A 15,229-nucleotide genomic window follows, 5' to 3' on the forward strand; every position below is an offset into this window, starting at 1 on the left:
AGTTTAGTGGGTTAGACCGTAATAAAGTTAATTCTTAAGGGGGGGTTCGATGGCTAGAAAGATAGGTTTTTATGGGGTATTGGCCTATATTATATACGGATTATTTTTCTACTGGTATTTATTTTACTTTGCAGACACAAGTTTGCCATTTGAATATGATGGCTCTACAGCTGATCCTGCTACATTTTTAAATGGACGAGAGTTAACGCTTAGTGAGGAATATTCTAAAATAAGAAACCTTCTATTTTTCCTGGCAACTCCATTTGAATGGATATTTTATTTATTAATCCTACTATTTGGACTATCTAAAGCTTTCAAGCGTTGGGGTGAGCAATCTTCCAAATATAAGGTCCTTCAAACAGCCATTTATTTAATTTGGTTATCTTTCTTTGCATTTGTGGCAACATTTCCATTAAGCTACATTAGCTTTTCACTATCAAAAACCTATAATATCTCAACACAATCTTTTGCTTCATGGATGAAAGATGAGCTAATTGACTTCTGGGTTAATTATGGAACCATGTTTGTTATTGTTTCAGTATTATATTGGTTGATGAAAAAAAGTACAAAAAGATGGTGGCTCTATGCATGGCTGCTATCAGTACCTTTTACCTTGTTTATGATGTTCCTACAGCCTGTTATCATTGATCCTCTATATAACGATTTTTATCCGTTGAAAAATAAAGAGTTAGAAGCAAAAATTTTAACGCTTGCCGAAGAGGCGAATATTCCAGCTGAACATGTGTTTGAAGTGAATATGGCTGAAAAGACAAATGCCTTAAATGCATATGTAACGGGGATAGGTTCAAACTCAAGAATCGTTCTTTGGGACACTACCTTAAATAAATTAAGTGAAGATCAGATTTTATTTATCATGGCTCATGAAATGGCACACTATGTTGAAAAGCACCTTTATATAGGGATAGGGGGCTACTTACTTTTATCACTACTCGGACTTTATTTAACATATCGTATCATGCATTATGTGATCGACAGGTGGGGAGAGGCGTTTAAGATTCCTTCGGTTCATGACATAAGATCGCTTCCATTGTTCCTAATGATCCTTTCCATGCTTATGTTTGTGTCAAGTCCTTTATCTAATACAGTTTCTAGGTATCAGGAAACTCGGGCAGATCGATATGCTATCAACATGACAGACGATTCTGAGGCAGCTATTCAAACATTCCAAGAACTAACGAGAGCCGGTTTAAGCCAAGTAAACCCACCACTATTGGTCAAAATTTTTAGGTATGGCCACCCAACCATGCTCGAACGGATATCTATGATTGAAGATTATGAGATGGAAAAAAGAATAAATCATAATAAGTAATGAGGTCCAGTTTGGGCCTCTTTTTCTCTTGAAAAAAATAAAAACCCTCCGCTATTATTGGAGGGATAAGTTCTATCAATCTTGAATTTTCTCTATGTTCCAAAACGCTTCGTTAATTGGTTGTATTCTTTGGATAACTTCATAAAAGTTGGTTTGTCTTGGTCATCAATGGCTTTGTCAATTCGTTTAGTCAACTTTTCTCTTTCAGCCTTTAATAAGGATTCTGACAATAGCATCTCAATGTACAAATCTAACACGAACGATTCTTTTGCCTTCTTTCGATTCAATGTACCGGATTTCATTAATTCTGAGTAAGATTTTTCCTTCATGGGAATCACCTCTGATGCCTTTTTAATATTATATGGAATGATGAAGAAATAATCAACAGAATTTTTAAAAAATTTAAATAATTATTTTGTATGCAGGTAAAATTTTGAATAATTTCCGAAATTTTTACAATTGTAATCCAAAAACGATTAAGAACTGATATGATATGAAGCATATCACGTAGTAAGGAGTGAAAAGATGGTTATGCAGAAGAGGCATATAATAGAGGAATATGAAATTACTCCTTTGACAATGGTCGTTATGCCAATTACCTATGGGAGTAAAACCTATTCTAAAATTATTGAATTTGAAGAGGAGCTTATCTCTCCGTTTAAACCATTAGAGATTATTAAAAAGAGCTGTCAATTCTTTGGATCAAGTTTTGAAGGAAGGAAAGACGGAACGAAAGAACTCATTGGAATTACACACAAAGTTCCTATATCTATCTCCCCACCAAACTCTATTTATTTCTTTCCGACTACATCTCCAGAAAAACCTCAATGCATTTGGATTTCTCATGAACATATTGCAGACTATATGAAGGGAAGTGAGAATGGCACAATCGTTACCTTTAACAATGGACATGTATTAGACATTCCAATCTCTCCAAGTTCATTTCAAAATCAACTCATTAGAACAGTTATGCTTAAATCTAAGCTGACTCAAAGAATTGAGGAAACCCATAAAAAGTTTAAATATATGAACAAGCCAAGATTGTTGAAAGCTTCTGAAATGAGATCATCCTATTAAATTTAACTCTGCAGAAGCATTGGTGAGTGCTTCTGTTTTTATGTTGTAATGATAAAGAATCAGAATCATGTTGACTTAGAACCACTATGTCTCTTATATAGATAAAAATCCATTAATTCTTGGACCTTGTTTCGTATTCTAGGGTTAAAATAATTATGGTGTTCTTCGTATCCTTTATATAAAAAAGTAAACATGGTAAAAGCTTCATCTCTTTTGGACTCAAATACTTGGAGCTTATTTTTCTTCATATAGCGTCTTACCTCTGCTAACTCCTTCTGGATCGCCTTCATCGTTTCTTCTACAAGATTTAAATAAGGCTGTTGTAACTTAAAGGGGCTCTTTTTAAAGACAGCTAAGTCCTTATTTAAAACAGTTAACACCATGGGCAAATAAATGGCTTGTTCCAATATGTTTCGATCTTCTTCTGGAATTCTTGTCATAAGCACCTTACCCCTATTGAATAAAATAGGAACATCTGTTCGTTTATATCTTACAAAAATTAAAAGGATATATCAAGTCATATCATTAACTTTTCCAGAGAAAATCTAATAATATACTTGAGTGACTAAACTGGTAGGATGTTTAACACGATAAGGATTTCCAAATGAAAAAATTAACAAATACAAAAATTCTGAAAAGAAGGCGGAAAAGTATTTCTATTATCGAAATAAAAGAGTAAAATAGGTTTGTATATAATAATTTGGCAGTTACTATACTGGGAAGGATGAGATGACTTGCAAGCAACTAGAAACATAAAGTCTGATGATTTATTTAAATTAAAATCTGTAGCAGATCCTCAATTAGCAGCAAACGGGAAGGATCTAATCTACGTTGAAACATTAATTTCTGAAGAAAAGAATGATTATGTCTCAAATCTTTTTTACATAAATGTAACGGAAAAAAGCAAGGCAGTTCAATGGACCTTTGGGGAGCACCGTAACCACTCTCCGCGTTGGTCTCCCAATGGCCAACAAATCGCTTTTGTTTCAAACAGAAGTGGAAAAAATCAAATTTATGTTTTAAACAACAATGGTGGGGAAGCTCAACCAATTACCAATTGTGTAAACGGGGCAAGCAATCCTGTGTGGTCACCAGATGGTACCAAATTGGCATTTAATGTATCTTTAGGCAAAGAAGAAGACCTATATTCAAAAGAGGAAAAGAAGGACGAAAAGAATAAGAAGTTGACTCCTCTTGAAGTAGATAAAATGAAGTATAAATCAGATGCAGTAGGTTTTTATAACGGCAAGTTTAAGCAAGTAGCGATTGTCGATTTAGTATCAGGTGAAATGGAACTTTTAACAGAAGGTGAATCGGATTATCATCTTCAAAGTTGGTCACCGGATGGAAGACATCTTGCCGTAACAGCAGACTTAAGTGAAGATTTAGATTTTTCCTTTTTAAATGATTTGTATTTGCTAGATGTGCAGACGAAACAACTACAAAAAATTACAAATGGAACAGGTTATTTCGGGAATGCTACCTGGTCCCCAAATGGTAAATATATTGGTTTAATTGGGCATGAGCGCGAATTCGCCAATGCTACGTTGAGCAAGATTTGGGTATTTGACGTTGAGGAAAATGAACTGAAGTGTTTAACAAGTGATTCAGAGCTTTTGGTCGGAGATTTTGCAATAGGAGATTTCCAACAAGGAACCGTAAGTCCAGGTTTACTTTGGTCAGAAGATAACAACAGTTTCTATTTCTTAGCGACAGACCACGGGAATACAGTTGTTTATTATGGAGCTTTAAGTGGTGAGTTGTACCCTGCTTTGTTAGATCAGCAACATGTTTATGGTTTAACAACTGGTGGAAATGTAAATACGGCAGTAGTTGCAGTCAGTAAGCCAACCCTACCAGGAGAGCTTTTCTTATTAGATGTTCCAACTGGGGACCTACAGCAGCTGACGTTTACAAATGAGGCATTCACTAAAGAAGTAAAACTTGCTGGAGTAGAAGAAATTGAATTCAAATCTAAGGATGATTGGGATTTACATGGCTGGCTAATGAAGCCTGCAAATTATCAAGAAGGGGAAAAATATCCTTTAATTCTTGAAATACACGGTGGTCCACATGCTATGTATGCAAATACATATTTCCATGAGTTCCAAACACTAGCTGCCCAAGGATATGCAGTCCTATTTATCAATCCAAGGGGAAGCCATGGCTATGGCCAAAAGTTTGTTGATGCGGTAAGAGGGGACTATGGTGGAAGAGACTATGCTGACTTAATGGAAGCAGTCGATTATGTCCTTGAAAACTTTGACTTTATTGACGAGAGTCGACTAGGTGTTACTGGTGGAAGCTATGGTGGGTTTATGACAAACTGGATTGTAGGTCACACAAACCGATTCAAAGCAGCTGTAACACAACGTTCAATCTCAAACTGGATTAGCTTCTACGGTGTAAGTGATATTGGATACTACTTTAATGAATGGCAAATCAAAGCTGAGTTGGAAGACATCGAAACACTATGGAAGCATTCGCCATTGAAATATGTTAATGAAGTAGAAACACCGTTGCTTATCCTTCATAGTGAAAAAGACTACCGCTGTCCAATTGAGCAAGCTGAGCAGCTTTACATTGCATTAAAGCATAGAAAGAAAGAAACGAAATTTGTTCGCTTCCCTGAATCTAATCATGAATTATCTAGAAGTGGGAAACCAAATCTAAGAATTGATCGATTAAATTACATTGCAAATTGGTTTAATGAGTATATTAAATAATAGTAAGAACGCCGCAGAACATTGTTTTGCGGCGTTTTTACATAGGAATATTTTTGGATACATATTCTTTAACATCTTTGTTCTAAAAAACAATCTTACTCTTAACCAATATTTTTTACTATCTACGGTGTTGATAAGTAATAATAAAGAAAAGAGGAAAATGGGACAAAATGTCGAAAAGTGTCTCATAAAAAGAAACTTTTCTAGTGAAAACTAAGTCTTATACAAGAGGGGCTTTTCATTAGATTATGTTGAATTTAAAGATTGTTTGATCTTTCCAAAAAAGAGCCTTCAGGAAAGAAATTTTCTAGATCGGAAGGTATGTAATAATGAGATTCGAGAGACACCAACAAAAAAAAGATAAGAAAAAGAAGCGATGGAGAAACTTCTTTTTATTGATTTTCTTACTAGTCGGTAGTGGCTTTGCTTACACATATTATCAATTTAAGCAGGGAGAAACACAGTCACTAGAGAAAGTGGAAATCAAGAAAGAAACGTATGCCTTCAATGGAGAGGTTGATGAATACGGTGCAATGAATATCCTCCTTTTAGGAAGTGATTCAAGAGGAGAGGATAAGTCTCGTACAGATACGATTATGGTTGCCCAATATCACCCTGATAAAAAAAGTTACAAAATTATCTCTTTTATGAGGGACATGTATGTAACCATTCCAGGCCATGGAGAAAACCGAATAAATACTGCATTTGCAAAGGGTGGTCCAGAGCTTTTACGGCAAACGATTAAAGAAAACTTTGGGATAGATTTACAGTATTATTCTATTGTAGATTTCGAAGGTTTTGTACAATTAATTGATGAAGCATTTCCAGAGGGAGTAGAGGTAAACGTTGAAAAAAGGATGTCAGCCAACATTGGTGTGACGATTGAACCAGGACTACAGAAGTTAGATGGTAAGCATCTTTTAGGATATGTTCGCTTTAGACAAGATGCAGTTGGTGATTTTGGTAGGGTAGAAAGGCAACAGGAAGTAATGAAACAGATAGGAAATCAATTAAAAAGCTTTCAAACCATCCCAAAACTCCCTAAATTACTAGGTGTTGTTTCGCCATTTATCACGACAAATATGGATGCTGGAGATATGCTTTATATCGGTAAAGACTATCTTTCAAAGAACAATCGGGATATTGAAACGATGAGGATACCGGTAGATGGAGCTTGGGAAAATGCTAGGATGAATGGGGCATCTGTATTGCTTATTGATACTGAAAAGAACAAGGCAGCCATAAATGAATTCCTTGGCAGATAAGGAGTCAAAAGTTCTCTTTTACTAAAAGGGAGTGTACAATATAAAAAAGAGGTAAAAATAGACTAAATAGGATTTTGTAAAAAACGTTGCTTTTTTTAATCAAGGAGATATTTAATGGACATAGAATTAATGAGAGAATGGTTTACAATTGAAAATATAATGGAGTTAATTGGTAGATATAAAGCGTTAGGTCCTATTCCTGGAATATTGCTTCCAATGCTTGAGGCGTTCTTACCGTTCTTACCTCTGTTTTTATTTGTGATGGCGAATGCAAATGCTTTTGGGCTTTGGTTTGGATTTTTGTTCTCTTGGATTGGAGCATGTGCTGGAGCCTTACTAGTTTTTTTCTTAGTCCGAAAATATGGGCAAAAACGTATTTTGAATTTTGTTAAAAGACATCCTCAAGTACAAAAATTAATGACTTGGGTAGAGCGTCGTGGTTTTGGTCCGTTATTTGTATTATTATGTTTTCCATTTACGCCGTCGGCTGTTGTAAATATTGTTGCAGGCCTATCCAAAATTAGTATGGCCCAATATATGCTAGCAGTACTAACAGGAAAAATGGTCATGATTTTTACAATTAGTTTTGTTGGCTATGATATTAGGGCTTTAATTACTCAACCAGTTAGAACAGCCATAGTAGCGGTCGTAATTTTTATCTTGTGGTTTGTTGGAAAAAGAATTGAGGTACGAATGAATTTGGCGGCTGAGCATAGTCAAGGTAAATAGATAATAGAGTGATGTGGAGGAGATTGCGTTGAATGAACAAATTAAAAAAGAAGGTTTAGAGTGGATTAAGGCACTTGGAATAGGTCTCATTATTTTTGTTTTTATACGTACGTTTTTCTTCTCCAACTATGAAGTAGAAGGTGAATCTATGATGCCAACACTACAAGATGGAAATAAGCTTGTAGTGAATAAGATTGGCTATCAAATAGGCGATTTAGACCGATTCGATGTGGTCGTTTTCCATGCGAATAAAGACGAGGATTATGTTAAAAGAATCATCGGGCTACCTGGGGATACAATAGAGTATAAAAATGACCAATTATTTATAAATGGTAAAGCCGTACAAGAACCTTATTTGGAAAAGCACAAACAACAAATATTCGGAGCACAGTTAACAGGTGATTTTACTTTAAGCGAGATGACAGGCGAAGAGGTAGTTCCAGAGGGTCAAGTCTTTGTCCTAGGAGATAATCGTCTTGGAAGCTGGGACAGTCGACATTTTGGCTTTGTTCCAGTAGATCAAGTGGTAGGGAAAGTTAACCTCAGATATTGGCCATTTGATCATGTTGCTGTATCATTTTAACATTTTTAACAGATGTGTATTCATATATAAAATGCTAAGGACTCGACTTAATTCGAGTCCTTTTTTTGTAATTATATGATAGAATAGTAGAAATATTATGTAAAATAAGGAAAAGGAAAGGAGGGTAAACAGTTGAGAAAACCTATGCCAGTCATTAAGACGAAGCTTATTGCTCCGAAATTGAAGGATGAAACGATTCGAAGAGCAAAATTGTCAAAGAAAATGAAAGCGATTTCTAATTATCCTTTGACTCTTGTTCATTCAGGGGCAGGTTACGGAAAGAGTACTGCTTTATCACTCTATGTGACAGATGAGAAAAATAAATGTTGTTGGTATTCCATATCTTCTTCAGATGATGATATTATTCCATTCTTAACCTACATAATTTCATCTATCCGTACTGTTTACCCCACTTTTGGTAGGGAATTATCCCAATTTATAGATGAAATGGATCGGTATATTCGTGAAGAAGAACTTAGTACACTGTGTTCGTTATTTATAAATGAAGTTTTATCAATAGAGGAAGATATTACACTTGTGTTCGATGACTTCCACCAGGTTGAGCATTCATACAATGTGAACCGCTGGATGGAAAAGCTACTTGAACATATTCCAGAACAACTACATATTATTGTTTCCAGTCGAAGTAGGCCTTTGTGGAAATCGTTAACGAAAATGAAGTTAAGCAATCAATTACTAGAAATTACAAAGGAAGATCTCGTCTTAACAAAAGAGGAAATTGAACTTTTATTAACAGATTTCTATGATATATCTATTGATGAATCACAGCTTGAGCAAATATATAAATTAACAGAAGGTTGGGTAATTGCCTTAGGAATGATTGCTCAACAGATTATAAATCGAGAGGATTCTGCCCTTTTTTTAACGGAGTCTGATTTATCCTTACATGACCTGTTTGATTATTTAGTCATGGAGGTTTTTTCAAAGCAGTCACCCATAATCCAACAGTTTTTAGAGCAAACAAGTGTGTTAGAGGAAATGGACGATGAAATTTGTGACACTGTACTAGGTATTACGGGGTCTGCAGCAATGCTAGAGCAGTTGACAGAAAAAAATATTTTTATCCAAAGAATAGGGGATAAACAGTATCGATACCATGCGTTGTTCAGAGAGTTTCTAGAAAAACAACTAAAACAAAATCAGCCAAGAAGTGTGGAGGCGCTCCATGAAAGAAGTGCTCGTTATTTCGAGCGCATTTATAAATGGGAGGAAGCGTTGTCTCATTATGAACAGATTGGAAGGTTTGAGGCAGCGGCTGCCCTGTTACATGACTATGGCTTTGCAATGCTTGAGAGTGGAAAGCTTGAAAGTCTAGATGAACGACTAAAGAAAATACCTGAAAAGGAAAAAGATCTCTTTTTTACCCTATGGTTCTTACAAGGGGAAGTACTAAGGTATCGTTCTATGTATAAAGAAGCTGAAGCTTGCTATGACCGGGCAATTCATGGTGCAGAAAAGAAAGGGAATCAACATGAAATTAGTAAAGCGCTAGAAGGAAAAGCAAAAATTTATCTGGATACGATTCAACCATTTAATGCAGAGAGACTTTTGTATCAGGCTATCGAGCTTCGTGAGAAAAGTAATTTAAGTTCAGAAGAAGAAACAGGAAAGCTTTATCGATTATTAGCAGAGAATCTGATAAATTCCGGACAAGCGATAAAAGCGGAAAAATGGATCAAACGAGCAAGGTCGTTTAAGGCGAATCTTGTTGATGGAAACTTAGAGGCAAGACTATATTTGCGTACAGGTAGATTGGAGCAGGCTAGAAATATTTTATTAGAGGCTAGAAAGAATAATATTTCTCAAGATAAATCTGTACTTCCGCAATCCCACCGAGAGACTGATTTACTTTTAGCACTAATAGAAGCTATTAAAGGAAACGGAAAATATTCAAAGACATTGGCCCAAGAGGGAATCCAAAATGGGATAGAAATTCAATCCCCTTTTGTAGAGGCATGCGGTTGGATAAGGCTGGGGCATGCTGTACAGCTAATTAATAAGTATGATATCTCGTTAGCTAAAAAATGTTATGAGACAGCATTGGAGATCATGGATCGAATTCGAGTAGAAAGAGGAAAAGCAGAACCATTAATGGGGCTATGTATTCTTTTTGGAAGCAAAGGAGAATACGAAAGGGCTATTGAAGCAGGGAATATAGCCTTACAGGAAACAGAGAAGGTAAAAGACCTATGGCTGTCATCCCTTATTACTCTTTGTATGGGAATTGCCTCAGTGTACAGTGAACGCATGGTGGATGCACTCGCATACTTAAATAAAGTAGAGAGAATGTTTACACAGTGTAATGATGATTTTGGTAAAATGCTCACTTATTTATGGAAGTCTTATTGCTATTTTCTAGATGGCAGTCATGAGGAAGAATTTAACGAGTATATGACTTTATTTTTAAGGCAAGTCCAAATAGGCGAGTATGAATTTATCTTCCATAATCGAACCATTTTTGGACCAAGAGATTTACAAATGTTCGCTCCACTATTAATTGATGCTCAAAAGCGGAATATCTATTCTCACTATGTGACCAAAATTTTACAGGATATGGGCTTTAGTGAGCTTGAATCTCACCCTGGTTACACATTAAGAATCCAAACTTTGGGGCAATTCAGAGTATGGCTAGGGGAAAAAGAGGTTGAAGAACGTGGTTGGCAGCGCGGAAAAGCAAAGGAGTTATTACAGCTTTTTGTTACGAATCTACAACAGCTTTATCCCAAGGAAGAAATTTTTCAAATATTATGGCCTGACCAGGATGATAAGAGTGTAGGAAGGGACTTTAAGGTAGCACTGAATGCCTTAAACAATGCTTTAGAACCGAATCGAAAAGCTAGATCTAATTCATTTTTTATTATTAGAGATGGAGCGTCATATGGCTTAAACCCAAATGCGGGAATTGAGCTAGATACTATCTTGTTTGAAGATTGGATGAAAATGGGGTTAGAAGAACAGGATAGGGAGCAGGCAATCCAATGCCTTGAAAAGGGACTTAGTCTCTATAAAGGGGATTACTTGCCTGATCGAAGATATGACGATTGGTGCTTAAATGAAAGGGAGAGATTGTTAGTCTTCTTTTTAAGAGGAGCAGAAAAGCTAGCACAATTAAGTGTAAGAAAAGAAGATTATGATAAAGCGATTTATTGGTGTCAAAGTATTTTGGATAAGGATCGCACATGGGAGGAAGCTTACAGATTATTAATGTATTGCTACTATCGAAAAAACAATCGCCCGTTTGCAATCAAGTGGTATCAAAAGTGTTGTCAGGTGCTTGAAAAAGAACTAGGGGTCACCCCTCTTGAACCTACACGCCATATGTATGAAATGATTATTGAAGCTGGGAAGAAAATACACACCATATAGCAGCCATAGTGGTTGCTATTTTTTACTAGTACTAAGGCGATTCCGCTTTTCAGTGTCTAGCTCCATCGCCCAGCAACTAGTGTGCTTCCGGTCATCTCCCTACGATAAGTCAACATCAGAACGCTAGCGCTCTCTGTGTTTCCTTTATCTCAGTCGATGCCCTCCAGCCCATACGTTGCTAAACGGGGCGATTCCGCTTTTCTTTGTCTAGTTCCATTGCCCAGCAACTAGTGTGCTTCCGGTCATCTCCCTACGATAAGTCAACATCAGAACGCTAGCGCTCTCTGTGTTTCCTTTATCTCAGTCGATGCCCGTCCAGCCCATACGTTGCTAAACTGGGCGATTCCGCTTTTCTAATTTGTAACTGGTTTGTAACCTTTGTTTTTTAAGATGAAATCAAAGCTTTACCAGCTTTTCTTAAAAATTTTAAGGGGGAAAGGAAATGAAAGCGTTTAATCGCCATTTTGCATTTATTTGTTTGTTGATTTTTATGATGGTTTTCACAAGTGCTTGTAGTTCTACCGAGCAGACAGGAAACGAAAATAGTAATGAAGACAAAGGGAAAACAGAGGGTACTGAAGAAGTAGAAAACAGTGAGCCCGTAAAGATTGGTTTACTTGTTTCCCAAACGGGTGGTTTAGAAGCTTATGGGGAGCAAACATTAAGAGGATTTGAGCTTGGATTAGAGTACGCAACTGACGGAACGAACGAAGTTGCTGGGAGAAAAATAGAAGTATTTATCGAGGATACACAAACAAAACCAGAGGTTGCGGTTCAAAAAGCAACGAAACTTCTTGAAGAAGATGAAGTAGATTTCTTAGTCGGATCTTCAAGTTCAGGTGACACGCTTGCTGTATTACCACTAGCAGAAGAATACGAAAAAATCATGGTTGTAGAACCAGCAGTAGCTGATAGTATTACAGGTTCTGAGTTTAATAAATATCTATTCCGTACAGCACGTAACTCTTCACAGGATGCTGTAGCGGGTGCTGCTGCTATCGCAGGTGAAGGAGTAAAGATTGCCACATTTGCACCGGATTATTCATTCGGATGGGACGGTATCGCAGCATTTAAAGAAGCTGCTGAAAAGCTTGGTGCTGAAATTGTTCATGAAGAATACGCAGATCCTGCTGCAACAGATTTCACATCTAACATCCAAAAAGTAATTGATTCAGATCCAGATTATTTATTCGTAGTTTGGGCGGGAGCAAACTCTCCTTGGAATCAAATCGCTGACATGAAGGTTCAAGAAAAAGGGATTAAAATTTCTACAGGTGCTCCAGATATCGCTGCTTTAGCAACAATGGAACCACTGGTTGGTATGGAAGGATTCACAGTTTACTATCATGATCTACCAAGCAATGAAGTTAACAATTGGTTAGTAGAAGAACATAAGAAGAGATTTGACGGAGCTGTTCCTGACTTATTCACTCCAGGTGGTATGAGTGCTGCTATCGCAATTGTTGAAGCTTTGAAGAAAACAGAAGGCGATACAAATGCTGATACATTAATTGAAACAATGGAAGGAATGAGCTTTGAAACACCTAAAGGAAAAATGACTTTCCGACCAGAAGATCATCAAGCCCTTCAATCTCTATATGCTATTAAGCTAGAAAAGAAAGATGGAGTTCCTTATCCTGTTCCAGTATTAATTCGTGAACTAACTCCAGAGGAAACAGCTCCTCCAGTTAGAAACTAGTAGGTAAAAAGATGAACTTCGGTAAACCTTTACCGAAGTTCATTGTGTATAGAAAAGAGGAGTAAGTTTTAAATTTTGAAAAGCGTGGTGAGAGAAATGACTTCAATAATTGAAACTCAAGATTTAACGATTGCTTTTGGAGGACATACGGCAGTCGATGGTGTAAATATTGCTGTTCCTGAGAATCACTTTAAATCCATCATCGGTCCAAACGGTGCTGGAAAAACAACCTTTTTTAACCTTTTAAGTGGTCAATTATCTCCAACAAAGGGGCAAATCAAATTCCGTGGGGAAGATATTACAAAGCTATCTCCAACCATACGTACTCGAAAAGGAATCGGCCGTTCCTTTCAAATAACAAATGTATTTCCTAATTTAACAGTGTTAGAGAATGTCAGATTAGCTGTTCAATCTCAAGCAGGTATACGCTATCAAATGCTATCTCATTTTAAAAAACATAAGCATTTAGAAGAAAGAGCAACGGAATGGCTAGAAATGGTTCTTCTTAACAACAAAGAAGATACGCTAGCTGTAAATTTAGCGCATGGTGAAAAACGAAAGCTAGAGATTGCCATGCTATTAGCGCTTAATACGGAAGTACTTCTACTAGATGAGCCTACGGCAGGAATGTCTTTAGAGGAGGTACCCGCGATCTTAGATGTTATTCGAAAAATTAAGCTTAAGGGTGACCGTACCATCTTATTAATTGAACACAAAATGGATATGATTATGGATCTATCTGATTCCGTCATGGTTCTATTTAACGGGAGATTGCTTGCTGATGGAACTCCTGAGGAAATCATGAAAAATGAAACAGTGCAGTCCGCTTATTTAGGAGGTCTTTACGATGAGCGTACAGTTGAAGCTTGATAACGTTGAAACATATATTGGTCAATATCATATTTTACAAGGCATTTCTTTTGAAGTTAGAAAAGGAGAGGTAACGGTTCTACTTGGAAGAAATGGAGCAGGTAAAACAACAACACTGAGAACCATCATGGGTTTAAACCCCGCGTCAAAAGGGACTATCCTTTACAATGATGAACCCATTCAAACGCTACCCACTTATACGATTGCTCAAAAAGGAATTGGGTTTGTTCCTGAAGATCAAGGAATCTTTTCAGAGCTTACAGTGGAAGAAAATATGAAGGTAGCCATAAAAAAAGATAATGATGAAACGAAAGAACGTCTTCATTATATTTTAGATTTATTTCCAGATTTAAAGAAATTCTGGAAAAAACATGGCGGCCTACTAAGTGGTGGACAAAAGCAAATGCTCTCTATTGCTAGAGCATATGTAAATGATAATGATGTACTACTAATCGATGAACCGAGTAAAGGTCTAGCGCCAATTGTAGTTGAGAAGGTTATGGAATCAATCATGCAAATGAAAGATAAAACAACCATTGTTCTTGTTGAACAGAATTTTATGATGGCGAGTACAATTGGGGATCGTTTTTATATTATTGATGACGGAAAAACGGTTCAGAATGGACCGATGGAAATTTTAAAAGAAGACCATGATATGAGAAGAAAGTATTTAGGGATTGCTTAAAGGGAGGAGGAGTAGAAGTGGATTTGTTTTTTAGCTTAGCTCTAAATGGATTAGCTACCGGTATGCTGATTTTCTTGCTCGCTGCTGGGCTTACCTTAATCTTTGGGTTAATGGACGTTCTTAATTTTGCACATGGTGGCTTGTTTGCATGGGGGGCCTACAGTGGCATTTGGATATATTCAACTACAGGAAGCTTTCTAGTGGGAATTGCAGGTGCAATCATTACTGGATTAATCTTAGGTATTGTCACGGAAAAATGGATTATAAAGCCTGTTTACGGAAATCATGTTCAACAAATCTTAATTACATTAGGTCTTATGCTTGTTTTATCGGAAATGTTAAAAGTAGTTTGGGGACCAAACCAAATTTCGGCTGTTCCACCTGAATACTTAAAAGGTAGCTGGGAAGTTGGTGGGGTCATCATTATTAAGTACCGTGCATTTATAATAGCTGTTGGTTTACTAGTGTTTTTTGCTGTTCAATACGTACTAAAGAACACAAAAATAGGGTTAGTTGTACGTGCAGGAGTTATGAATAAAGAAATGGTTCAGGCTCTTGGAATTAATATACAAAAGGTTTTCATGCTTGTGTTCATGATTGGAGCTGGAATGGCGGCTCTAGGTGGAGTATTGCTTGGGCCATATTCGGGTGTTATTCATGCGGATATGGGAATGGAATTTGCGATTTTGGCATTCATCGTGGTAGTTATTGGAGGAATGGGAAGTTTCCCAGGCTCTATATTAGCAGCCATATTAGTTGGACTTTCAGGTTCATTCATGGCTTATTACGTTCCAGATCTTTCACTAGCAGTTAATATGCTTCTAATGGCTGCCGTATTAATTTTCAGGCCACAAGGTTTATTCGGATTGAAGGGGTGA

Annotated in this window: 13 protein-coding genes; 11 read left to right on the forward strand and 2 right to left on the reverse strand. The window is 36.7% G+C overall.

Translation table 11 applies throughout. The features are described 5' to 3' along the window. Positions 1-49: 49 nt before the first annotated feature. Complete coding sequence (locus tag ACFYKX_RS06630) at positions 50-1,330, forward strand: M48 family metallopeptidase (protein WP_389359309.1); 1,281 nt, start codon at positions 50-52, stop codon at positions 1,328-1,330. A 92-nt stretch (positions 1,331-1,422) separates the two neighbouring features. Here ACFYKX_RS06630 and ACFYKX_RS06635 read toward each other — a convergent pair whose 3' ends face one another. Further along, the gene (locus ACFYKX_RS06635; RefSeq protein ID WP_389359311.1) at positions 1,423-1,659 is read right to left on the reverse strand and encodes an IDEAL domain-containing protein; all 237 of its coding nucleotides are present in this window, start codon (positions 1,657-1,659) and stop codon (positions 1,423-1,425) included. Positions 1,660-1,855: 196 nt separating this feature from the next. On the opposite strand from ACFYKX_RS06635, the gene ACFYKX_RS06640 reads away from it, so the two are divergent. After that, complete coding sequence (locus tag ACFYKX_RS06640) at positions 1,856-2,407, forward strand: competence protein ComK (protein WP_389359313.1); 552 nt, start codon at positions 1,856-1,858, stop codon at positions 2,405-2,407. 65 nt (positions 2,408-2,472) lie between these two features. On the opposite strand, the gene ACFYKX_RS06645 is transcribed toward ACFYKX_RS06640, so the two are convergent. Further along, complete coding sequence (locus tag ACFYKX_RS06645) at positions 2,473-2,847, reverse strand: hypothetical protein (RefSeq protein WP_389359314.1); 375 nt, start codon at positions 2,845-2,847, stop codon at positions 2,473-2,475. 294 nt (positions 2,848-3,141) lie between these two features. On the opposite strand from ACFYKX_RS06645, the gene ACFYKX_RS06650 reads away from it, so the two are divergent. The 9 genes from ACFYKX_RS06650 (at position 3,142) to ACFYKX_RS06690 (ending at position 15,229) form a co-directional block, all read left to right on the forward strand. Next, positions 3,142-5,133 carry a S9 family peptidase gene (locus ACFYKX_RS06650; protein ID WP_389359316.1) on the forward strand — a complete coding sequence of 664 codons (1,992 nt, stop codon included), beginning with the start codon at positions 3,142-3,144 and terminating at the stop codon, positions 5,131-5,133. 329 nt (positions 5,134-5,462) lie between these two features. Further along, complete coding sequence (locus ACFYKX_RS06655) at positions 5,463-6,398, forward strand: LCP family protein (RefSeq protein WP_389359317.1); 936 nt, start codon at positions 5,463-5,465, stop codon at positions 6,396-6,398. 114 nt (positions 6,399-6,512) lie between these two features. Then, entirely contained in the window at positions 6,513-7,127 is a 615-nt protein-coding gene (locus ACFYKX_RS06660; RefSeq protein ID WP_389359319.1) for a TVP38/TMEM64 family protein, read from the forward strand. A gap of 28 nt (positions 7,128-7,155) precedes the next feature. Continuing rightward, entirely contained in the window at positions 7,156-7,710 is a 555-nt protein-coding gene (gene lepB / locus ACFYKX_RS06665; protein ID WP_389359320.1) for a signal peptidase I, read from the forward strand. Positions 7,711-7,842: 132 nt separating this feature from the next. Continuing rightward, entirely contained in the window at positions 7,843-11,097 is a 3,255-nt protein-coding gene (locus tag ACFYKX_RS06670) for a BTAD domain-containing putative transcriptional regulator (protein WP_389359322.1), read from the forward strand. 442 nt (positions 11,098-11,539) lie between these two features. Next, complete coding sequence (locus ACFYKX_RS06675; protein ID WP_389359324.1) at positions 11,540-12,796, forward strand: substrate-binding domain-containing protein; 1,257 nt, start codon at positions 11,540-11,542, stop codon at positions 12,794-12,796. A gap of 96 nt (positions 12,797-12,892) precedes the next feature. Beyond that, a complete protein-coding gene (locus ACFYKX_RS06680) occupies positions 12,893-13,666 on the forward strand; it encodes an ABC transporter ATP-binding protein (RefSeq protein WP_389359325.1) in 774 nt (257 codons plus the stop codon). Beyond that, a complete protein-coding gene (locus ACFYKX_RS06685) occupies positions 13,644-14,351 on the forward strand; it encodes an ABC transporter ATP-binding protein (RefSeq protein WP_389359326.1) in 708 nt (235 codons plus the stop codon). The genes ACFYKX_RS06680 and ACFYKX_RS06685 overlap by 23 nt, the downstream gene beginning before the upstream one ends. Before the next feature lie 17 nt (positions 14,352-14,368). Further along, positions 14,369-15,229: a branched-chain amino acid ABC transporter permease gene (locus tag ACFYKX_RS06690; RefSeq protein ID WP_389359328.1), complete on the forward strand. Its 861-nt coding sequence runs from the start codon at positions 14,369-14,371 to the stop codon at positions 15,227-15,229.

Origin of the sequence: Cytobacillus spartinae, from assembly GCF_042865285.1 — a bacterium.
Classification (GTDB): Bacteria; Bacillota; Bacilli; order Bacillales; family Cytobacillaceae; genus Robertmurraya_A; species Robertmurraya_A spartinae.

What these genes read in the sequence shown, in the direction of transcription:
- ACFYKX_RS06630 (WP_389359309.1), top strand. Translation starts at nt 50, where the DNA reads ATGGCTAGAAAGATAGGTTTTTATGGGGTATTGGCCTATATTATATAC.
- ACFYKX_RS06635 (WP_389359311.1), bottom strand. Translation starts at nt 1,659, where the DNA reads ATGAAGGAAAAATCTTACTCAGAATTAATGAAATCCGGTACATTGAAT.
- ACFYKX_RS06640 (WP_389359313.1), top strand. Translation starts at nt 1,856, where the DNA reads ATGGTTATGCAGAAGAGGCATATAATAGAGGAATATGAAATTACTCCT.
- ACFYKX_RS06645 (WP_389359314.1), bottom strand. Translation starts at nt 2,847, where the DNA reads ATGACAAGAATTCCAGAAGAAGATCGAAACATATTGGAACAAGCCATT.
- ACFYKX_RS06655 (WP_389359317.1), top strand. Translation starts at nt 5,463, where the DNA reads ATGAGATTCGAGAGACACCAACAAAAAAAAGATAAGAAAAAGAAGCGA.
- ACFYKX_RS06660 (WP_389359319.1), top strand. Translation starts at nt 6,513, where the DNA reads ATGGACATAGAATTAATGAGAGAATGGTTTACAATTGAAAATATAATG.
- ACFYKX_RS06675 (WP_389359324.1), top strand. Translation starts at nt 11,540, where the DNA reads ATGAAAGCGTTTAATCGCCATTTTGCATTTATTTGTTTGTTGATTTTT.
- ACFYKX_RS06680 (WP_389359325.1), top strand. Translation starts at nt 12,893, where the DNA reads ATGACTTCAATAATTGAAACTCAAGATTTAACGATTGCTTTTGGAGGA.
- ACFYKX_RS06685 (WP_389359326.1), top strand. Translation starts at nt 13,644, where the DNA reads ATGAGCGTACAGTTGAAGCTTGATAACGTTGAAACATATATTGGTCAA.